Annotated in this window: 16 protein-coding genes and 1 tRNA gene; 13 read left to right on the top strand and 4 right to left on the bottom strand. The window is 61.7% G+C overall.

What is annotated here, in order from left to right:
• Positions 1-85 precede the first annotated feature (85 nt).
• From DFK10_RS13590 to DFK10_RS13565, 6 genes are read left to right on the top strand one after another with little or no spacing between them, the layout of a single operon-like run.
• Positions 86-943 (top strand): WYL domain-containing protein, encoded by an 858-nt coding sequence (locus tag DFK10_RS13590; RefSeq protein ID WP_109389574.1) that lies wholly within the window; start codon positions 86-88, stop codon positions 941-943.
• Positions 940-4,335 carry a DEAD/DEAH box helicase family protein gene (locus tag DFK10_RS13585; protein WP_109389573.1) on the top strand — a complete coding sequence of 1,132 codons (3,396 nt, stop codon included), beginning with the start codon at positions 940-942 and terminating at the stop codon, positions 4,333-4,335. The genes DFK10_RS13590 and DFK10_RS13585 overlap by 4 nt, the downstream gene beginning before the upstream one ends.
• A complete protein-coding gene (locus DFK10_RS13580) occupies positions 4,336-5,859 on the top strand; it encodes a type I restriction-modification system subunit M (RefSeq protein ID WP_109389572.1) in 1,524 nt (507 codons plus the stop codon).
• Positions 5,856-7,028 carry a restriction endonuclease subunit S gene (locus DFK10_RS13575; RefSeq protein WP_109389571.1) on the top strand — a complete coding sequence of 391 codons (1,173 nt, stop codon included), beginning with the start codon at positions 5,856-5,858 and terminating at the stop codon, positions 7,026-7,028. Before DFK10_RS13580 ends, DFK10_RS13575 begins: the two co-directional genes overlap by 4 nt.
• A gap of 15 nt (positions 7,029-7,043) precedes the next feature.
• A complete protein-coding gene (locus tag DFK10_RS13570) occupies positions 7,044-8,771 on the top strand; it encodes an AAA family ATPase (protein WP_217810155.1) in 1,728 nt (575 codons plus the stop codon).
• The gene (locus DFK10_RS13565) at positions 8,771-9,703 is read left to right on the top strand and encodes a hypothetical protein (protein WP_109389569.1); all 933 of its coding nucleotides are present in this window, start codon (positions 8,771-8,773) and stop codon (positions 9,701-9,703) included. Before DFK10_RS13570 ends, DFK10_RS13565 begins: the two co-directional genes overlap by 1 nt.
• Positions 9,704-9,973: 270 nt before the next feature.
• On the opposite strand, the gene DFK10_RS13560 is transcribed toward DFK10_RS13565, so the two are convergent.
• A tRNA-Ser gene (locus DFK10_RS13560) sits at positions 9,974-10,063 on the bottom strand.
• Positions 10,064-10,297: 234 nt separating this feature from the next.
• Here DFK10_RS13560 and DFK10_RS13555 point away from each other — a divergent pair.
• The 7 genes from DFK10_RS13555 to DFK10_RS13525 are packed head-to-tail and all read left to right on the top strand — an operon-like array spanning position 10,298 to position 16,734.
• A complete protein-coding gene (locus DFK10_RS13555) occupies positions 10,298-11,182 on the top strand; it encodes an SPOR domain-containing protein (RefSeq protein WP_109389568.1) in 885 nt (294 codons plus the stop codon).
• Positions 11,183-11,214: 32 nt separating this feature from the next.
• Positions 11,215-12,405 carry a D-alanyl-D-alanine carboxypeptidase family protein gene (locus DFK10_RS13550; RefSeq protein ID WP_109389567.1) on the top strand — a complete coding sequence of 397 codons (1,191 nt, stop codon included), beginning with the start codon at positions 11,215-11,217 and terminating at the stop codon, positions 12,403-12,405.
• 30 nt (positions 12,406-12,435) lie between these two features.
• Entirely contained in the window at positions 12,436-13,038 is a 603-nt protein-coding gene (tmk, locus tag DFK10_RS13545; RefSeq protein ID WP_109389566.1) for a dTMP kinase, read from the top strand.
• Positions 13,038-14,189, top strand: coding sequence for a DNA polymerase III subunit delta' (locus DFK10_RS13540; RefSeq protein ID WP_109389565.1), 1,152 nt, complete (start codon positions 13,038-13,040; stop codon positions 14,187-14,189). Before tmk ends, DFK10_RS13540 begins: the two co-directional genes overlap by 1 nt.
• 9 nt (positions 14,190-14,198) lie before the next feature.
• Complete coding sequence (locus DFK10_RS13535) at positions 14,199-15,002, top strand: TatD family hydrolase (protein ID WP_109389564.1); 804 nt, start codon at positions 14,199-14,201, stop codon at positions 15,000-15,002.
• Positions 15,002-15,799: an MBL fold metallo-hydrolase gene (locus DFK10_RS13530; RefSeq protein WP_109389601.1), complete on the top strand. Its 798-nt coding sequence runs from the start codon at positions 15,002-15,004 to the stop codon at positions 15,797-15,799. The genes DFK10_RS13535 and DFK10_RS13530 overlap by 1 nt, the downstream gene beginning before the upstream one ends.
• Positions 15,800-15,804: 5 nt before the next feature.
• Positions 15,805-16,734, top strand: coding sequence for an AEC family transporter (locus DFK10_RS13525; RefSeq protein ID WP_109389563.1), 930 nt, complete (start codon positions 15,805-15,807; stop codon positions 16,732-16,734).
• A gap of 52 nt (positions 16,735-16,786) precedes the next feature.
• Here the strand turns inward: DFK10_RS13525 and DFK10_RS16635 are convergent, their stop codons facing one another.
• The 3 genes from DFK10_RS16635 to DFK10_RS13505 all read right to left on the bottom strand — a co-directional run bounded on the left by DFK10_RS16635 (position 16,787) and on the right by DFK10_RS13505 (position 21,066).
• Positions 16,787-18,178 carry an ABC transporter permease gene (locus tag DFK10_RS16635; protein WP_235866849.1) on the bottom strand — a complete coding sequence of 464 codons (1,392 nt, stop codon included), beginning with the start codon at positions 18,176-18,178 and terminating at the stop codon, positions 16,787-16,789.
• Positions 18,179-18,182: 4 nt separating this feature from the next.
• Complete coding sequence (locus DFK10_RS13510) at positions 18,183-19,850, bottom strand: ABC transporter permease (protein WP_109389562.1); 1,668 nt, start codon at positions 19,848-19,850, stop codon at positions 18,183-18,185.
• Between the two features lie 103 nt (positions 19,851-19,953).
• Positions 19,954-21,066, bottom strand: coding sequence for an extracellular solute-binding protein (locus DFK10_RS13505; RefSeq protein WP_109389561.1), 1,113 nt, complete (start codon positions 21,064-21,066; stop codon positions 19,954-19,956).
• Between the last annotated feature and the right edge of the window lie 75 nt (positions 21,067-21,141).

The raw sequence follows: 21,141 nt of genomic DNA, 5'->3' as shown, positions 1-21,141 counted from the left end.
TCGTGAAGATGCGTATAGTTTATATACCCATCATAAAACGATTCTGGTGGGCGCTCTCGTCCTACCTGCTCAACGAGGACCTGCCATGCGCTGGGGTGTCGAAAAACGGTTGGAGTTCATTGAATTCCGCCTCTTTTGGGAGGGCGGGATCAACCGTGCCGACATCGTAGACCAGTTCGGCGTGTCCGTGCCCCAGGCCTCGAAGGACCTGACACTCTACGAGGAGAAGGCACCGGGAAATCTGATCTACGACAAGAGCGCCAAGCGCTACAAAGCGGCGGACGATTTCAAGCCTGTTTTCATGCAGCCCAATGCATCCACGTACCTCGCCCACCTGCGCGAGACTAACGGAGGAGCGTCTGGTGTAACCGAAGCCTGGCTTGCATCGGCGCCCGAGCATGATGCCCTGCCTATTCCACACCGGCGCGTGGAGGCCGACGTCCTTCGCGATGTCCTCAAGGCCATTAGAGAAGGCCATTCCATCGAGGTCTTCTACCAGTCGATGAGTGCCAAGAAGCCCAGCCCCGAATGGAGGCGGATTTCTCCCCACGCTCTCGGCAATGACGGACTGCGCTGGCATATCCGTGCCTTCTGTCACATCGACCACAAGTTCAAGGACTTCATCCTCTCGCGATGCATGAAGACCCGAAAGCATGGATTGTCCGGCGCGTCCGCGAATGACGACAAGCTTTGGCATGATCGCTTCGTGGTGGCGCTCGCACCGAATCCAGCCCTGAGCGAGAGCCAGCGATCGATCATCGCTCAAGACTATGAAATGACGAACGGGCGCACCGAAGTCATGGTGCGAAAGGCGCTGCTCTACTACTTCCTGAAGCGTCTCCGTCTGGATTTCGCAGACAAGCTAGACAACCCCCACGAAGTCCCGGTCGTGGTCGCCAACCGCGCTGCCTTTGACGCCGCGCTCGCGGAGGCAACGGCATGAAGTCTGTCAATTTCGAAATCCTTCGTGACGGCTGGCCTGAACTTGCAGGTCTGGGCGCCTTTGCAGAAGCGTATGCTCACGCTGATCCTGCAAGCGCACTCGTCAAGCTTCGGCTCTTCGCAGAGAATCTGACGAAGGATATCTACCGCGAGCTCCGGCTGCCAAAGCCTGACCTGCCCACATTCGTTGATCTCTTGAAGAACGACGCCTTCATTGCAATCACGCCGAAGGTTGTGCTCGACAAACTCCACGCTTTGCGGATGCACGGCAACAAAGCCGCGCATGGCGAACCTGTAAGGAGCCAACACGCGCTATGGCTGCTCAAGGAGGCACACGATCTCGCTCGCTGGATGTGTGTCCGGTATGGGAATGCGAAAGCAGACCAACTTCCCGCCTTCCAGCAGCCGGCCATTCCCGGTCAGGTTGAGGAGCGGGAACGGCGCCAGGTCCTCGAAAAACTGGCAGCGCAGGAAGCGCAGATGGACGCGCTGCTTTCGGAGCTCGAAGAAGCGCGCTCGAAAGCAACCGCCGCCCAGAAGGAAGCGGCTGAGCTCAAGCAGCTAGCAAGCTCGGCACAGGCAGCGGCCGATGAACTTCAGTTCAGCGAGTCAGAAACCCGAACGCGCCTCATCGATAGCATGTTGGCGAGCGTCGGCTGGGATATCGCAGAAGGCGTCAAGAACACGACCCAAGTGGGCAAGGAAGTCGAGGTCGACGGACAACCTACCGCTACGGGCATCGGCTACGCCGATTACGTGCTGTGGGATGACAACGGGAACCCGCTGGCCGTGATCGAGGCGAAGAAGACCTCGACCGATGCCGAACTTGGTCGGCATCAAGCCAAACTCTATGCCGATAGCCTTGAAAAGCGGTATGGGCACCGCCCGGTAATCTTCTACACGAACGGCTTCGACATCTGGATTTGGGACGACGCGCAGGACTTTCCTCCGCGGAAGCTCTATGGCTTCTACTCCAAGGACAGCCTTCAGCATCTGGCCAACTACCAGCGGCACAACAAACAGCCCCTCGACACAGTCGCGATCAGCGATCAGATCGTGGATCGGCTATACCAGCTCGAAGCGATCAAAAGGGTTTCTGAGCGGTTTTCACAGAAGCACCGTCGGGCGCTGGTGGTTCAGGCCACTGGTACAGGCAAGACACGCGTTGCGATCGCGTTGACGGACCTTCTGATCAGGGCCGGTTGGGTCAAGCGGGTCCTCTTCCTCTGCGATCGCAAGGAACTCCGGAAGCAGGCCAAGAACGCCTTCAACGACTTCCTTTCGGAGCCCACGCGGATCATCACATCACGCGTGAGGACGAACGCCAGTGAGCGCGTCTTCCTTGCGACCTATCCCGCAATGCAAAAGGTCTTCCAGTCTTTCGACCCTGGCTTCTTCGACCTCATCATCGCGGATGAATCTCATCGAAGCATCTACAACGTCTACGGAGACATCTTTCACTATTTCGACTGTCATCAGGTGGGGCTTACCGCGACGCCAGTCGACTTCGTTACGAGGAGCACTTTCCGCCTCTTTGGGTGCGAAGGGCAGCTTCCCACGTCGAATTACGATCTCGAACAGGCGGTTCACGAAGGCTACCTGACCCCATTCGAGGTCTATGAGCACACGACGCAGTTTCTCCGCGACGGCATCAGCCTCGATGGCCTGTCGCCGCAGCAGATCCAGGAGCTCGAAGACCAGGGGGAGGACCCGGCGCAGTATGACTTCTCCTCGGAGCAGATCGACAAGGTCATCTACAACAAGGACACCAACCGCGCGATCCTCCGAAACCTGATGGAAAACGGGATCAAGGATGCGACCGGACAAATCCTAGGAAAGAGCATCATTTTTGCACGCAACCATCAGCATGCGATGCTGATGCGTCAGCTCTTCGATGAAATGTATCCGCAGTACGCCGGCAAGTTCTGCCAGGTGATCGACAACTACGATCCACGAGCCGAGCAGTTGATCGACGATTTCAAGGGCGAAGGTACCAACAACGATCTGACCATCGCGATCTCGGTCGACATGCTTGATACGGGGATCGACATTCCGGAAATCGTGAACCTGGTGTTCGCGAAGCCGGTAAAGTCACCCGTCAAGTTCTGGCAGATGATCGGCCGGGGCACGCGCCTCTGTCCTGACCTTTTCGGTCCCGGTCAGCACAAGAGCGTGTTCCGCATTTTCGACCATTGGGGCAATTTCGCTCGCTTCGAGATGGGCTATCGCCCTGCCGAGCCCACGCAGGGCAAGCCGCTTGCTCAGCTGGTCTTCGAGGAGCGGCTGAGCGTTGCGGAGATCGCCCTTCAGAAAAGCGAAATCGCGGTCTTCGACGCTGTCATCAAGCTCGTGGAACACGACATCAATGCCCTGCCGGAAGAATCCATCGCGGTTCGGGAGAAATGGAAGGAGAAGCGCGCGCTATCTCGTCCTGAGGTATTGAAGGCATTCGCCCCAGCGACGGTCGCCAGGCTGCGCCAAGAGATCGCCCCGTTGATGCAATGGCGAAACATTCGTGGCTTTGGTGACGCTCTTGCACTCGACCTACTTATCGCGCGCATGCAGATTGCGGTGCTTCGTGGCTCGGGTGAGATTTCCGATCTGAAGATCGAACTCCTTGACCGCCTGGCATCTCTCCAGATGCACTTGAACCCGGTGCGCGAGAAGGCCGAAGTCATCAAGCGCGTGAAGTCTGATGGCTTCTGGCAGGATGTAACGGTCGCTGATCTGGAGGATGCACGCCTCCAGCTTCGTGAGATCATGCATCATCGCGCCAAGGGTAGCTCGCAGGGCATTCCCCCGAAGGTGGTCGATATTACCGAGGATGCCGGGCAGATGCAGTATGCTCGTCGCTCGGCAAGCCTGAAATCTGTCGACATGAAAGCCTACCAACAGATCGTCGAAGCGGAGCTCAAAAAGCACTTCGAGACCAACCCGGTCCTCAAGAAGATCCGCGCCGGCGAGGCCGTGTCCGACCGCGAAATCGACTCGCTCGTTTCGCTCATTCTGACGCAGCACCCGGACGTGCAGCGCGAGCACCTTGAGGAGTTCTTCAGTGAGACCGCTGGTCCGCTCTATCTTGCGATCCGGATGATCGTAGGCATGGACCCCGAGGCGGTGCGAGAGAAGTTCACCGCCTTCGTCCAGAAGCATCCGAAGCTGAGCGCTAAGCAGACACGCTTCCTCGCACTGCTTCAAAACCACATCGCGCGGTACGGCACCATCGAGGTCGAGCGGCTCTACGACGATCCTTTCACTGTGGTCGACGCCGACGGACCGGACGGCGTGTTCGAGGACGAGGCCGATCTCACCGATCTCATCAACATCGTGCGCTCCTTCGGCCCCACGGTCGAGGAGCGCCCCGACGACAACCCGAACGAGAGGAAATCATAAATGGTCACGGGTGAGCTCAAGCGGCGCGTCGACGCGCTCTGGACGGAATTTTGGCAGGGCGGGATTACAAACCCCCTGACGGTGATCGAGCAAATCACGTTCCTGATGTATGCGCGCCTCCTCGACATCAACGAGGCGCGCGACGAGAACCGCCAGAAGCGGACGGGCAAGCCGTTCCAGCGCCGCTTCAAGGAGGACGAGCAGCATCTGCGCTGGTCGCAGTTCCGGCACCTGGGATCCGACCAGATGCTGCCTCTCGTGCGCGACAAGGTTTTCCCGCACTTCCGCACCACTGTCGCCAGCGGCACGGCCTTCGCCGAGTTCATGAAGGACGCGCAGCTGATGATCCAGAAGCCCGGACTTCTGGTGAAGGCCGTGAACATGATCCACGAACTGCCGCTGACAGAGGGCGACACGAAGGGCGACCTTTACGAGTACCTGCTCAGCAAGCTGACCACGGCCGGCATCAACGGGCAGTTCCGCACGCCGCGGCACATCATTCGATTGATGGTCGACATGCTGGAGCCCAAGCCGACCGACGTGATCGGCGATCCCGCCTGCGGCACCGGCGGCTTCCTCGTGAGCGTCATGGAGTATCTGCTCGAGACCTATACCTCGCCCGAGGCGGTGATCGAGGAGAAGGACCCCGAGACCGGCGCGGTCGAGAAGATCTTCACCGGCGACCTGCTCGAAGAGCACCGCGAGCACATCCGCAGCGGCATGTTCCATGGCTTCGACTTCGACGCCACGATGCTGCGGATCGCGGCGATGAACCTCATGCTGCACGGGGTCGACGATCCTGACATCCACTATCAAGACACGCTGAGCACTGGCTTCACGGACAAGTTCCCGAGGCAGGCGAGCGAGGGGTTCGACGTCATCCTCGCCAACCCGCCCTTCAAGGGGAGCCTCGATTTCGAGGATGTGCACTCGGGTCTCCTGCGCCAGGTCAAGACGAAGAAGACCGAGCTGCTTTTCATGGCGCTTATCCTGCGTATGCTGAACACCGGCGGCCGCTCGGCGACAATCGTGCCCGATGGTGTGCTTTTTGGCTCTTCCGGCGCGCACCGTCAGCTGCGTCAGCTACTGGTGGACAACAACCAGCTGGAAGCCGTGATCTCGCTGCCCAGCGGTGTGTTCCGGCCCTACGCGGGCGTGTCCACTGGGATTCTGGTCTTCACCAAGGGCGGACGCACCGACAACGTCTTCTTCTATGACGTCGGGGCCGATGGCCTCTCTCTCGACGACAAGCGGGAACCTGTAGCCGAGAACGATCTACCGGACTGCTTGGCCCGCTGGCGCGCCCGCGATCCTGCAGAGGACACAGACCGGACATCGAAGGCGTTCTTCGTGTCGGCTACCGAGATCAAGGAGGCCGGCTATGATCTTTCTCTAAGCCGCTACAAGGAACGTGTCTATGAGGAGAAGGATTATGACCCGCCTCATGCGATCCTTGGCCGGATGAAGGAGCTTAACGACGAAATTGCTGACGACTTGGCGGAGCTTGAGGACATGCTCGGATGACGTACGCAGTTCAATTGGGCAACATCATTCAGCTTCGAAAAGGCAAGAAGGCGACGGAAGTTCATGACCAGCGCGTCAACGGTGCCATGCCGTACATCCAGATTGACGAAGTGCGCGGAGCAAAACCTCAGAAGTACGCCCATGACGCGAAGGGCGTATCCGTAACGCCAGACGATCTTTGTATTGTCTGGGACGGCGCGAATGCTGGCACTGTAGGATACGGCGTCGACGGCTTGATCGGCAGCACCGTAGCCAGAATGCGTATCAAGACGCCAGAGGAATGGGATACGGAGTTCGTCGGCAGGCTTCTTCAAAGCCGCTTTCGCCAACTTAATGACGAGGCACAGGCCCGCGGAGCCACAATCCCACACGTCGATAAATCGAAGTTGGAAGCAATTGAGCTTCCGCGCATTGATCGATCGGCGCAGCGGCGGATCGCATCAATCCTTGCGAGGGCTGATGGCATCCGGCGAAAGCGCGAGCGCTTGATCGATGAGGCCCAGGACTTCGTGAGGTCTGCCTATTTGCACACGGCCGGACATCTCAACCCGAGCCATGGCGACTGGGAGCCGTTTACGATTGAGGCTCTTGCCGAAGATCGAAAGGGCGCGATCCGATCGGGACCATTCGGCAGTGCGCTGCGTCACAGCGAATTTGTTGATGAGGGCATCGCGGTCCTCGGCATCGACAACGCGGTAAAGAATAAGTTCGCTTGGGCAGAGCGCCGCTTCATCACGTCGTCCAAATACGAGGAACTGCGCCGATACAGGGTTTTCCCGGGTGATGTGATCATCACGATCATGGGCACGACGGGCCGTTCCGCCGTCGTGCCAGACGACATCCCGGAAGCGATCACGACCAAGCACCTTGCTACGATCACCTGCAACAAGGAACTGATCCATCCGGAAGTGCTCTCCTTCGCGATCCATTCCGATCCGCTGATCATCCGCCAGATCAAGTCCTTCAACAAGGGCGCGATCATGGACGGCCTGAACCTCGGAATCATTCGAAAGCTTGAGATCAACCTGCCTCCGATGGAGGAACAGCTTCGATTCGTCCGGATGCTGCGCAAGGCCCGAGCCATCGAGACGCGTTTTCAGACGTCAGAAGGCTCAGGTGAGGACCTTTTCCAGTCTCTTTCACAGCGCGCTTTCCGCGGCGAACTTTGAGGTGCCGCTATGCGCTTGACCCGGATCGAGATTGAGAACTTCAAAGGCATCGGCTCCCGGCAGCGGATCGACCTGCGACCCATAACGCTGCTCTTCGGTCCGAACAGCGCTGGCAAGAGCACGATCCTGCAGGCGCTGCACTACCTGCGCGAAATCCTCGAACGCGGGAACGTCGATCCCGACCGAACGATCGCTGGCGGCCTCATCGACCTCGGAGGTTTCGCGACACTCGTCCATAACCACGAACTCGACCGCACGGTGGCCCTGAAGGTCGTCCTCGACCTCTCGGATGAGCAGGGCTCGGACGGCCTCCCGCTGAACGCCGGCCTCTCGATCGGAGATCCCGAGTTCGCAGAACTGTCGGTGCGTTACCTGGTCGGGGAAAGCGAGGAGTATCGCGACTACGCCATCGTTCAGGAGGTCGGCCTTGAAGTTGACGTCCGCTGGAGTGCGCTCGAGCAAGCGCCCTACGTCTCGCGCCTCGCGATTGAATTGGACGGTGAACCGCTCGCGTCCATCGTGTCGCCGCCATCAGAAGGGCGGGCGCAGCTCACCGACTTCAACTTCAAGCATCCGCTGGTCCAGCAGGCGGTTCATCCGGACGACTACGTGACGGAAGACGAAGCCGAAGAGATGGGCCTGCAATCAGCTGAGGAGCTTGGCATTGAGGAAGACTACTCAGATGTGTTCTTCAACGCGATCTGGGAATTGTCGCGTGAAGTCGCGGCCGACCGTTCGACGCCGAACACCCCAGATGACCAGCTGCGCATCGCCGTGGGCACCGCACACGGCGCACTGCCTCGGCTCGACCATGACCTAATTGTCGATATCCGCGACCCGGACGTAGGAAAACTGGAACTTGAAGGGCGCACGCCGAGGGTGAATGGACTCCGCGCGTTGCTCTCAGAGATGATGCTTGGCCCAGCCCGGCTGGTCCGCGATCACCTGATGCAGATGACCTACATCGGGCCATTACGAGATATCCCAACGCGCAGCTATCGTCCGCAGGTGACCCCAGATGAGACCCGCTGGGCCCATGGTCTCGCGGCTTGGGATCTGCTCTACAACGACCGCCGCGGCGACCTCATGGACGAGGTCAACGCCTGGCTCTCCGGAGAAGAGCGGCTGAGAACCACATACCGGCTGGAGCGGGTGGAATTCAAAGAAATCCCGGTCCCGAGCGCCATGCACCAGATGTTTGAGCGCGGCCTCAACGAGGACGACATCGGCGAGTTGCAGGAGCTTTACCTGAGCCTCGCTACGCGGACAGAGATTGCACTGCGGGACTTTGAGAAGGGTATCCTGGTTGCACCGGGCGACGTGGGCGTCGGCATCTCGCAGATGGTCCCGGTGATCGTCGCTTCATTGCGGAAGCAGGACGGGGTTCTCGGGATCGAACAGCCGGAGCTTCATGTCCATCCAGCCATCCAGGTCGGCATGGGCGACCTGTTCATCAAGGCCGCCGCCGGCGACGAGAATAAGCTTACCTCGGGCAAGACCATGCTCATTGAGACACACAGCGAGCACATCATGCTGCGGCTGCTTCGCCGTGTGCGGGAGCAGACCGAGGACGAGGTTCCGCCCGGCGTGCTCGGACTAACGCCTGACGACCTCTCCGTAATCTACGTCGAGTCTTCCATCGAAGGTGTCCGCTTCCGGCCCCTCCGTGTGAGCCCAGATGGCGATTTCGTCGACCGGTGGCCACACGGCTTCTTCGCAGAACGGGCCGAGGAACTGTTCTGATGCTGTCGGAATACGCTGTAGAGCCTGCAGCCATCGGCGCGGACTGGCGAACCTTCAAGGATCTGATCGACCGGTTCGGTGCTGACAAGGGCCGGCTGATTTCACGACTCCCGACCAAATGGGAGAAGAAGGTCATTCAAGCAGCGAAAGAGGCTGGCGTTCCGGATGTTCGCATGTCAAGCATCGTCGAGCGTTTGCGCGAGTCGAAACATAAGGTCGTCGATTTCAATCGTGTCTATGACTACGAGGTAGACTGGATAAACAACGCCCTGCGAGAGCACGCCACGCGGCCATTCAAAGCAATCATATGCGACTCTGGTAAGGCAACCTGCGCAGAGGCGATGCATCCAGACGATTGCTCCGATGGGCATGCGCTCTTTAGCGCAGTGAGAAGTTGCGACGTGAGGAGAACCGCAGACGAAATTGCTGACGCGCTGAATACTTTCGCTGCAGTCTCTACAGTGGTCGACATCGTCGATCCGTACTTCGATCTCCGGCCAACTGAGGGCAACTATCTCGCCACACTTGTATCTCTGCTTGATCGACTTGGAGGAGGCCCTTGGCAGCCAAAAGTTATCAGAGTTCACTTCCGCGATCATGGTTCTCGCCCCCCACCGGAGCTCGTTGCCCGAGACGGGGCCGTCCAGATCAAAGGACGACTGCCACCAGGCTACTGCTTGGAGCTGTATGCGTGGTCGGAGATCAGGGGCGGCGAAGACTTCCACGACCGCTTCGTTCTGACAGATTTGGGCGGGATTATGATTGGCGCGGGCCTATCCGCAGATGGCCCCACTGAGTCTGCTGCGTTCACCCTCTTGGACTTCGAACACGCTCAGGGCCTTCGCAACAGATTTGCGGACGGATCGACCGCCTATGCGCGCGCAGGATATGCTGTCCGCATCCGTGACGACGGTAGCACCGAGCTGTTCTGAAGGTGAGAGTTCGATCTATGTTCCATCTTCCGGACGCCACTGGAATCGAAGTGTTCAGCCGCACATCGGACAAAATCATTCGGAATCAGATGCTTGCAGCCTCTTCACCAAATTGGCGCAGTCATGAGGTCCAGAGAATATCGGCCCGGAGAGACCACTCCGGGGCCTCCCTGCAGCAGAGCCGGTTAACAGCCCCACCCGCATAACCCTCGAATACAACGGAAAAATCCGGCCGTAGCCGGATCGGGAGAACGCTTTCGCGGGGGCAAGTGGCGGAGGAGGTGGGATTCGAACCCACGGTACGCTTTCACGCACGCCGGTTTTCAAGACCGGTGCATTCGACCACTCTGCCACTCCTCCGGTAGGGCGTCGCCTTAGTGTGCTCCGAGCGATTCTGGAAGTCCCAAGGCGAGCGTGAGAATCCGCCGACCCCGTCGAGAAGGCTTTCACAAGCAGGCTTTGCAAGCTATTGTGCGGTCAAAGAGGGTCCGGACGATCCGGATAATCATGGGCAAGACCGCGGCGCTATCCCCGGCAAGAGGGACGGAAGACCTGATATTTCAACCGGGTCGACAACGCGGGAATGAGGGCAAAATGACAGGCAAGTCACTGAGGTTCAAAAGCAAATTCCTGGCAGCCACCGCGGCGCTCGCCGTTTTGGCAGGCTGTGACGAAAATGGGCAATTCGCATTGGGCGGGAACGGGCGCGACGCGGCCACACCGGAGGCCGCCGCCAATCAGTCGGTGCAATTGGTCGAACGCGACGTCGAAGCGCCTGAAGTTTTCCAGGTGCAGGAACGCGGTCTGTGGGATGGCCGTCCTTCCCTTGGCGGGGTCTGGGTGGCGCATCCTGATGTCACGGATCCCGAGCGGGTCATCATCCGCAACGAGGAGAATGGCAGTTTCGTCATCGGCGCCTTGTTCCGCCGCGAACGCGAAAACCCCGGGCCGCGCCTGCAGGTCTCCTCGGATGCCGCGGCAGCTCTGGAAATGCTGGCCGGGGCTCCGGCCGATTTGCAGGTCACGGCCCTGCGCCGCGAAGAAGTGAGCGAGCCGGAACAGTCTCCAACCGCCGATTTTGGCGCCCCGGACGAGATCAGCGCCGCGCCGCTGGACGCCGAACCCGAGGACGGCGATATGGCTGATCCGATCGCCGGCGCAGCGGCAGCCATCGACGCGGCCGAAGCCGCGACACCTGCGCCTGAAGCTCCCGTCCCGGCGCCAGCGCCGGCCCCGGCTTCGGAGCTGGAAAAGCCCTATGTTCAGATCGGGATCTTCTCGATCGAAGCCAATGCCACGCGCACCGCCGATCGGTTGCGGGGCAACGGCATCGTCCCGACCGTCCTGCAACAGGAAAGCCAGGGCCGCACCTTCTGGCGTGTGATCGTAGGGCCTGCCACCTCGGCGGCAGAGCGCAATGACATTCGCGAGAAAGTGCGTGGAATGGGCTTTACCGACGCCTATTTCGTCACCAACTGATCCGATCTCGTCCGCTACCGAGGATTGCTGCCATGATCCGTCTTGTCTTCAAGCCTGTTATCTTTGCCGCAGCGCTGATTGTGGTCGTGGCGCAGGCAGCCCTTGCGCAGAGTTTCGACACGCGCGCGACGGCTGCCTATGTCTTTGACCAGACCACCGATACGGTGCTTCTGGCCAAGAACGCCGATCAGCCCCTGCCCCCGGCGTCCATGTCCAAGCTCATGACACTCTACATGGCGTTCGAGGCCATCGCGGATGGCCGGCTGACCGTGGATGAACGCCTGCCGGTCAGCCAGCACGCGATGAACTACGGCGGCTCGACCATGTTTCTGGACACCACCGACCGGGTCCGGGTCGAGGACCTGCTGCGCGGCATCGTCGTGCTGTCGGGCAATGACGCTTCGGCCGTGATCGCCGAGGCGCTGTCCATCGACGGCACGGAGTCGGGCTTTGCGCGCATGATGACCGAACGCGCCCAATCGCTAGGCATGGACAATTCGACCTTCACCAATTCCAACGGCTGGCCCGCTGCAGGGCACCGGATGTCGATGCGCGACCTGGGTATCCTGGCGGATCGCCTGATCACCGATTTTCCGACCTTCTACCCGCTTTTCGCCGAAGAACGGTATGAATTCGACGGCCGCGCGCCGCAGAATGTCAGCAACCGCAACCCGCTTCTGGGCCTGGGGATCGGGGCTGACGGGCTCAAGACCGGTCATACCCAGGAAGCGGGCTATGGCCTTGTGGGTAGCGCCAAGCAAGGGGATCGCCGCATCATCTTTGCCATTACGGGGCTGGACACGGCACAGGACCGCGCCGAGGAAGCCGAGAAAATCATCAACTGGGCCTTTCGCCAGTTCGCCGAACGCGACGTGGCCGAGGCCGGCACCCGCATCGCCGAGGCCGAAGTCTGGATGGGCGAAAGCCCCTTCGTTGGTCTGACCCTGAAAGACGACCTGTCGATGCTTGTCCCGGTCACCGGCGGTGACAACATCGAGGCCGAAGTGGTCTATACCGGCCCGGTGGAGGCGCCGATCACGACCGGCGACGAGATCGCGGAGCTTGTGATCCGGCTGGATGGTTTGCCCGAAACCCGCGCCCGACTGGTGGCCGACGGCGATGTCGCACGGGGTGGATTTACCTCGCGGCTACGGGTCGCCGCGGACGTGCTTTCGGCCAAGTTCCTTGACAAGGACGGGACCGGGGCCGAGGAAGGAAGCTGATTTTTCAGCAGCTTCAGGCAGCAGCCCAGTATGTTCATCACCTTCGAAGGCATTGACGGATCCGGCAAGTCCACGCAGGCCCGGATGCTGGCCGAGCGCCTTCCCGATGCCGTCCTGACCCGCGAACCCGGTGGCAGCCCAGGAGCCGAGGAAATCCGGCAATTGCTGCTGACGGGCGATCCCGACCGCTGGTCGGCGGAGACCGAGATCCTGCTGTTCACCGCGGCCCGGCGCGATCATCTGGAGAAGACCATCCGGCCCGCCCTCGAGGCCGGGCGCACGGTCATCTGCGACAGGTTCGCGGATTCCACCCGCATCTACCAGGGCGCCACGCGCGGCGATCTGCGGGCGACCGTGGACCGGCTGCATGATCTGATGATCGGCCGCGAACCCGACCTGACCTTCGTCATCGACATGGACCCGTCCGTGGCGCTTGAACGCGGGCTGGCCCGCGGGTCGGGCGAGGACCGGTTCGAGGATTTCGGGCTGGGCTTCCAGGAAACCTTGCGCCACGGCTTCCTGCAACTGGCCCATGACCATGCCGACCGCTGCGTCGTGATCGAGGGCAACCGCGCCCCCGAAGCAGTCGCCGCCGAGGTCGCCGCGCAGCTGGCCGCGCGCGAGGTGGCCTGATGGCCACCGCCCCCGAGGACCGCCCCCTGCCCGACCAGATCGACGGCGCACCGCATCCGCGCGAAACGCCGATGCTGATCGGCCAGGACGCGGCACAGGCGGGTTTCCTCGACAGTTTCAACACCGGGCGGCTGCATTCGGGCTGGCTGATCACCGGGCCGCGCGGCGTCGGCAAGGCGACGCTGGCCTGGAAGATCGCCGGTTTTCTGCTGGCGCAACCCATCGAAGAGGCGGGCGGCGGCCTATTTGGGGATGCGCCCCCTGCCCCGGACCGGCTGGACGTTGACCCGGATCACCCCGACATGCGGCTACTTGCGTCTGGCGCGCATCCGCGCCTGTTCGTGCTGCGCCGGGGCTGGGATGAAAAGGCTGACCGCCTGCGCGCACAGATTACCGTGGAAGAGGTTCGCAAACTACGTGGATTCTTCGCCATGTCCGCCGCCGATGGCGGCCGCCGGGTGGTGATCGTGGATGCCGCGGACGAGATGAACGTGAACGCCGCCAATGCTATCCTGAAGCTGCTGGAAGAGCCGCCCGAGGGGGCGACGATCCTCATGGTGGCGCATCAGCCCTCGCGGCTCTTGCCGACGATCCGGTCGCGGTGCCGGGAATTGCGCTGCGGGCTGCTGGGGCCCGATGACATGGCAACCGCGCTGACCCAGGCCGGGTGCCAGACCGACGCGCCCGACGCCCTGGTGGCACTGACCGGGGGATCGGTGGGCGAGGCGATCCGACTGGTCAACCTCGACGGCCTTGCGCTCTACGGCGAATTGATCTCGGTGCTCGAGGGCCTGCCGGGCTTTGACCGGCCCCGCGCGATCAAGCTGGCCGAAAGCTGCACCGGCCGCAACAGCGAAACGCGGTTCGCCTTGATGCTGGACCTGATCGACCGATTCCTGTCGCGCACGGCGCGCGCGGGGCTTGCCGGGCCACCCGCATCACAGGGCGCGGCTGGAGAGGCGCGGCTGCTCGCCCGCCTGTCGCCACATGACCGCGCCGCCCGCGCCTGGGCGGACCTTGCGCAAGAAGTCAGCGACCGGACCCGTCACGGCAAGGCCGTCAACCTTGACCCTGCCCTGCTGGTCCTAGATACCCTGTTCAGGATCGAGCAGACGGCACAGCACAGTGCCGCGACCACCACCACAGCCTGACGGGGTGACATGACCGAGGCCCGGATCGTCGACAGCCATTGCCATCTGGATTTTCCCGATTTCGACGGGGAGTTGCCGGACGTGATCGCCCGTGCCCAACACGCGGGCGTGGAGCGCATGGTGTCCATCTGCACACGGCTGCGCAACGAACCACAGGTGCGCGCCATCGCCGAGGCCTATGCACCCGTCTTCTACGCCGCCGGCACCCACCCGATGAGCGCGGCTGACGAACCGCTGGCAACGGTGGACGCGCTGGTCGCCCTGGCCAAGCATCCGAAATTCGTAGGCATCGGGGAAACCGGGCTGGACTACCATTACACCGCCGAGAGCGCCGAACTGCAGAAGCAATCTCTGCGCATCCATATCGACGCGGCGCGCGAGACCGGTTTGCCACTGATCATCCATGCCCGCGACGCGGACGCGGACATGGAAACGATCCTGCGCGAGGGGATGGCGAACGGTGCCTATACCTGCGTCATGCACTGCTACTCTTCGGGGCCGGAGCTGGCGCGCGCGGCGCTCGATATGGGATTCTACCTGTCCATGTCCGGCATCGCGACCTTCCCCAAGTCGCAAGAGGTGCGAGATATCTTTGCTGCTGCCCCGGTGGACCGGGTGCTGGTCGAAACCGACAGCCCCTACCTTGCCCCGCCACCAAATCGCGGCAAGCGCAACGAGCCGGCCTATACCGCCCATACCGCCAAGGTCGGGGCCGAGGTCTTCGGCATGGACTATGCCAACTTCGCCCGGCAGACGACCGAGAATTTCGACCGGCTGTTCCGGAAAGCCGCCCAATGGCAGGCGGTCGCCTGATGTCTGAGATCACGCTGCGCATATTGGGATGCGGCTCCTCTGGCGGTGTGCCGCGGCTGGGCGGGCACTGGGGCGATTGTGATCCCGAAAATCCCAAGAACCGCCGCACCCGCTGCTCGCTGCTGGTCAGCCGTGACGGGCCGGAGGGCACAACCCGCGTGCTGATCGACACCTCGCCCGACCTGCGCCACCAGTTGCTGGAGGCCGGCGTGGGCCAGCTGGATGCCGTGCTTTACACCCATTCCCATGCGGACCACGTGCATGGGCTCGATGACCTGCGCATGATCGTCTTCAACATGCGTCGGCAGCTGGATGTCTGGGCCGATGGCGATACCGGCGAACAGCTGCTATCGCGCTTCGGTTATGCCTTCGTTCAGCCCGAAGGCTCGCCCTACCCGCCGATCTGCAACCTGCACACCATCAAGGGCGACGTGACGATCGACGGCGCGGGCGGCCCGATCACCTTTACCCCCTTCGAGGTCGATCACGGCTCGATCGAGGCGCTCGGGTTCCGCATCGGCGATGCCGCCTACCTGCCCGATGTGGCGCAGATTCCCGATGCCGCCTGGCCGGTTCTGGAGGGGCTGGACCTATGGATTCTCGACGCGCTGCGCCGCGACCCGCACCCGACCCATTCGCACCTGGCCCAGAGCCTCGACTGGATCGCGCGGGCTGAACCGAAACAAGCGGTGCTCACCAACATGCATATCGACCTCGACTGGGACACCGTCGCCGCCGAGACCCCGGATAACGTCACCCCCGCCTATGACGGGATGACCCTGTCCATCCGGGCCTGACGGCCATGGGCACGCTGGCCACAGTCATTCTGCCGGTCTTCCTGGTGGTCGGGGTCGGCTATTTCGCCCGCTGGCGGCGGATCATCGGGGACGAGGGCATCGACGGGCTGATGTATTTCGCCCAGAACTTCGCCATCCCGATGTTGCTGTTCCGGGCGATCTCGACGCTGGACCTCGGCCAACACTTCAACTGGCCCCTCTTGCTGGCTTTCTATAGCGGCGCGGTGGCCGGTTTTGGCGTGGGGCTTGCCGCCGGGCGCGTCCTGTTCCGGCGCAGTTGGTCCGAGGCCATCGCCATCGGCTTTGTCGGCATGTTTTCCAACTCCGTCCTGCTGGGCCTGCCGATCACCGAACTGGCCTATGGTAGTGCGGCGCTGACCACCAATTACGCCATCATCGCGATCCACTCTCCGTTTTGCTATACCGTCGGCATCGTCGCGATGGAGCTGGCACGGGCGGATGGCACCCCGGCCAGGGCCCTGCCCGCGAAGATGGTCAAGGCAGTCTTCTCCAATACGCTGGTCATCGGGATCACCTTGGGCTTTGTCGTCAATCTGGGGCAAATACCCCTGCCCGGCGTGCTGACCGATGCCATCGACCTGATCGTGCGGGCGGGCATCCCGGTGGCGCTGTTCGGCCTCGGCGGGGTGTTGTTCCACTACCGGCCAGCGGGCGACATGCGGGCGATCCTGTTCATTTGCGCAGTCTCGCTGGTCATGCATCCGGCCATCACCTGGGGATTGGGTCAGGCCCTTGGCCTTTCGACCGAGGCGTTGCGCTCTGCCGTCGTGACCGGAGCCATGGCACCGGGCGTCAATGCCTATCTCTTCGCCAACATGTACGGGGTCGCCAAACGCGTTACGGCCTCGGCGGTTCTGATCGGGACTGGTCTTACGATCGTAACCGCAACGTTCTGGCTGTCGATCCTGCCCTGAACGAAAAAGGCCGCCCCGAGGGGCGGCCTTTGGAAGAGCGTTCGCCTTGCACTTAACCCGGGCTCATCCCGCGCAACCGTTCGGAGCGGCGGCGCAGCAGTTCCACCGTGGTCAGCAGGCAGACCGAAATCGTGACGAGGATCGTCGCCGCCGCCAGGATGGTGGGGCTGATCTGCTCTCGCAGGCCGGTAAACATCTGCCAGGGCAGGGTCTGCTGCTGTGCAGAACCCACGAAGAGCACGACAACCACCTCGTCGAAGGACGTGATAAAGGCGAAGAGCCCGCCCGAAATGACACCCGGCAGGATCAAAGGCATTTGCACCCGGAAAAAGGTGGTCACGGGATTGGCGCCCATATTCGCCGCAGCGCGGGTCAGGGACTTGTCGAAGCCGACCAACGTGGCGGTCACAGTGATGATGACAAAGGGCACGCCCAACACGGCATGGGCAAGGATCACCTTGAGATAGCCGACGAAGTTCTGGTTGAGGCCCAGGTTGGCCTGAAGCCAGTTACCAAGCGGCGCATAGAAGAAGAACATACCGGTGGCCGAGATGATCAGCGGGACGATCATCGGCGAGATCATGATCGCCATGATCGCCTGCCGGCCCGGAACATGTGTCTGCGACAGGCCGATCGCCGCAAGGGTGCCGAGGCTCACCGAGATCAGCGTGGCAAAGGGCGCGATGATCAGCGAGTTCTTGAGCGGCGTCATCCATTCAGCGCCCGACACGCCCCACATCTTGCCCACGACGACACCGATCAGCGTGCCGATGATCGCAAAGACCACGATCTTGCGGACGCTGCGTTCGGCATTGGGCAGCAATTGCACCAGCCCCCCGATCACAGCACCGACAACAGCGCCATAAAGCAGCCCCTGAAGCGGATGCCCCCCGCCGCTGAAGAAGTCGCGGTAATGCTTGAGGCTGTAGCCCTCGGCCTTGAAGGCCAGCATTTCCGGCGTGAAGGTAAAGAAGTTCTGCGCGTTGAAGCTGAGCCACATGACCGGGATCAGCGGCGCGATCAGGAAGAAAAAGACGAAGGCGCAGATGAACAGGAACACGTTGTGCCAGAGCGTCTGCCCGGCGGTGTAGTAAATCGGCACCCCGGCACGATACTGCCCCGAGCCGATCCAGACGGCGAACCAGCCCATCGACAGGCCCACGACGGCCCCGCCGATCAGACCACCGACGCCACCGAAAACCAGTCCGACAAGGCCGAACAACGCCGCCGTTCCCCAGGCCGCCTTCCGTCTGTTCAGCTTTGGTGCTTTCGCCAACGCCGCGGCCAGAACCGCCCCGACCAGGGCGCCGATCACGAAGCCAAGCCCCGGCTGACCGAAGATGTTGCCGGTGATGAAGCCGAAGCAGCCCCCCAGCACCGCCACGATGGGCATGGTAAAGGTAAGAAGCGACGGGCGCCCCACGTTCACGGTCAAGGCACTCATGGTCTCAGCCCCCCAGTTTCACGTTGTCGATGCCCACGATCCGGTCGTAGAGCCAGTAGAGGACCAGGACCACCACCAGCAGGATCGAGCCCAGGGCGGCCGCGAGGCCCCAGTTGAGCGAGCTGGAAATGTGGTATGCGATCCGGTTCGAGATGAAGACACCATCGGTGCCACCGACGATCTCGGGCGTGATGTAGTAGCCGATCGACAGGATGAACACGAGGATCGAGCCGGCGCCGATCCCAGGCACGGATTGCGGGAAGTAGACGCGCCAGAAAGCCACGAAATTCGTCGCCCCCAGGGATTTTGCCGCCCGCAGGTAGGACGGGTCGATCGTCTTCATCACCGAGTAGAGCGGCAGGATCATGAAGGGCAGCAGGATATGCGTCATCGCGATGATCGTGCCGGTCTGGTTGTTCATCAGGATCAATCGGTTGGCATCATCCACGAAGCCAAGCCACACGAGGATCTCGTTGATCACGCCCTGTTGTTGCAGCAGCACCTTCCAGGCCGATGTCCGCACCAAGAGCGAGGTCCAGAAAGGCAGAAGCACCAGGATCATCAGCACGTTGGCGGTGCGCAGCGGCAGGTTCGCCAGCAGCCACGCCACCGGGTATCCCAGCAGGATGCACGACCCGGTGATGACCAGCGACATGAACAGTGTTCGGTTGAACAGCTTGATATAGAGTTGCCGGTCCTCGGGTTGCGCGGTCACGCCCTCGGCGCTCAGCTTCAGGTCGACCGCTGTCAGGAAATATCCCGAGGTGAAGCGCGGCGAATAGACGGCAATCGTGTCCCAGACCTCGGGGTCCAGCCAGTCCTCGTCCATCTCGGCGAAGGCTTCACGGAAACCGATCTGAGGCAGCTGGTCCATGTTGGCCACTGCAGCCTGGAGCTGTTCGGCACCGGGGCCGTCATACGCGGCGATCGCGGCGGCGGTTTCGGGGTTGCGCAGGTCCATCCCCAGCGCTCCGTAGACCGCTTCCCAGGGTTCTTCCTCCGCGACGACATCCTCGTCCTCGATGGCGGCCCAAATGGCCCAATCGGTGTAGGCAGTGGTTGTCCAGGGCAGCATGTCGATCATCGCCGAGGACGGAACGAAACCGACATCCCCGTCCATACCGCCACCGATCTGTGCATTCCACATGTCGCGGCGTTCTTCCAGAAGGCCCTCGCCCCCTTCGCCGTTCATCATGGAATACCAGAAATCGGCTTCTTCGAAGGCCGGATCGATCTCTTCCAGCGGGTCCTGGTAGGTCTCACCGATATCGTCGAGACGACGTCCCGAGGTGCGGAACAACGAGGAAAGCCCGGTCTGTTCATAGTTCAGACGGGTGCCGAGCTTGGTGTGCTCCTTGGCCTCGGACGCGTTGAAGAGGTCGATGAAAAGATGCTGAAAGACCAGTTCGTCGGGCGCTTCGCCGGTGCCGGCTTCCCAGTCCTGGATCGCGGCGACCGTGCCCGGCATCGTGTCCGATACGATCTGGTTCTCGACCGACCGGAACAGCATCGACAGGATCGGGATGATGAAGGTCAGGACGACAAAGAGAAGGAGCGGCGCGATCAGGGCCAAGGCGCGCATCTTCTCTCGTCTGAGGGCGCGGGCCAGGCTTTGCTTCAGCGGCGAGCCATCCGCGGCCAGCACCGGGCCGGTATCTGTGCTATCACTCATCGTTTCCCCGTCGGTCTGCCGGATTTCCGGTCTGTTATTCAAAAGGTCCAAACGAATTGGAGGTGGAGGGGCCGGGAGACCGGCCCCTCCGAAAGGTCAGCTCTTACTGAGCCAGCCAAGCCTGGAACTTGGCGTCGATGTCGTCACGGTAGTCCGCCCAGAACTCGTAGTTGTAGAGGAACGTGTTCTTGGAGTTCTCCGGATCGGTCGGCATGTGCGGCGCCATTTCGATGCCGAGTTCAGCATGGGTGCTGACCAGCGGAGCCGAGGAGGCACGGGCCGGACCGTAGGAGATGTACTTGGCCTGATCCGCAAGACGCTGGGTGTCGGTGGCGAAGTAGAGGAAGTCTTCCACGCGGGCCAGACGCTCGTCGGACAGACCAGTCGGGATGATCCAGCCGTCAAGGTCGAAGACCTGCGCGTCCCACATCATGCCGATCGGTTGATTCTGCTCCACGATGGCCGAGAACAGGCGACCGTTGTAGGTCGAGCCCATGAACACCTCGCCGTCAGCCAGAAGCTGCGGCGTGTCGGCGCCTGCGGACCACCAGATCACGCTGTCCTTGATGGTGTCGAGCTTGGCAAGCGCCTGATCCTGGCCTTCGTCGGTGGCCAGCACGTCATAGACGTCTTCCTTGGCGACACCGTCGCAAAGCAGGGCCCATTCCATGTTGTTGATCGGGCGCTGTTCCAGCGACCGCATGCCCGGATAGGTCTCGGTGTCGAAGACGTCGCAGATGTCGTCCGGCGCATCGACGCCCTCAGGCACCATGTCCGTGCGATAGCCGAAGGTGGTCGAATAGACGATCTGCGGAATGAAGCAGTCGCTGACGATCAGGTCACCGAAATCATCGCTGGCATCGGTGCCATCGGGCGCGGGCGCCAGAAGCTCGTCATGGTCGACTTCCATCGCGAGGCCTTCGTCGCACAGGCGCAGCGCGTCGGCGGCAACCACGTCGACCAGGTCCCAGGTGATGTTACCGGCCTCGTTCATGGCGCGCAGCTTGGCCACGGCCTCGTTGGAGGATTCATCCCAGGTGATCGACACCTCGGGGTTCATTTCCATGTAGGGCTCGGCATAGGCATTGATCTGGGACTGCTGATAGGCGCCGCCCCAGCTGACCATGGTCACGTCATCGGCCATGTCCTGGGCGCCGGCCATTGAGCCAGCAGCACACAGAGCGGTGGTCGCGGTAAGGGTCTTGAGAAGTTTCATTTCATACTCCCGTATAGTTCCCGGTTTCTTTTTGCACATAGGAACGGCAACCGGGCCTGGGCCGCTCCTTACTCG

Origin of the sequence: Salibaculum griseiflavum, assembly GCF_003129565.1 — a bacterium.
GTDB classification, from domain to species: Bacteria; Pseudomonadota; Alphaproteobacteria; order Rhodobacterales; family Rhodobacteraceae; genus Salibaculum; species Salibaculum griseiflavum.
The sequence above is the reverse complement of the archived record's forward strand: the minus strand, read 5'-3'. Positions and strand labels throughout refer to the sequence as shown.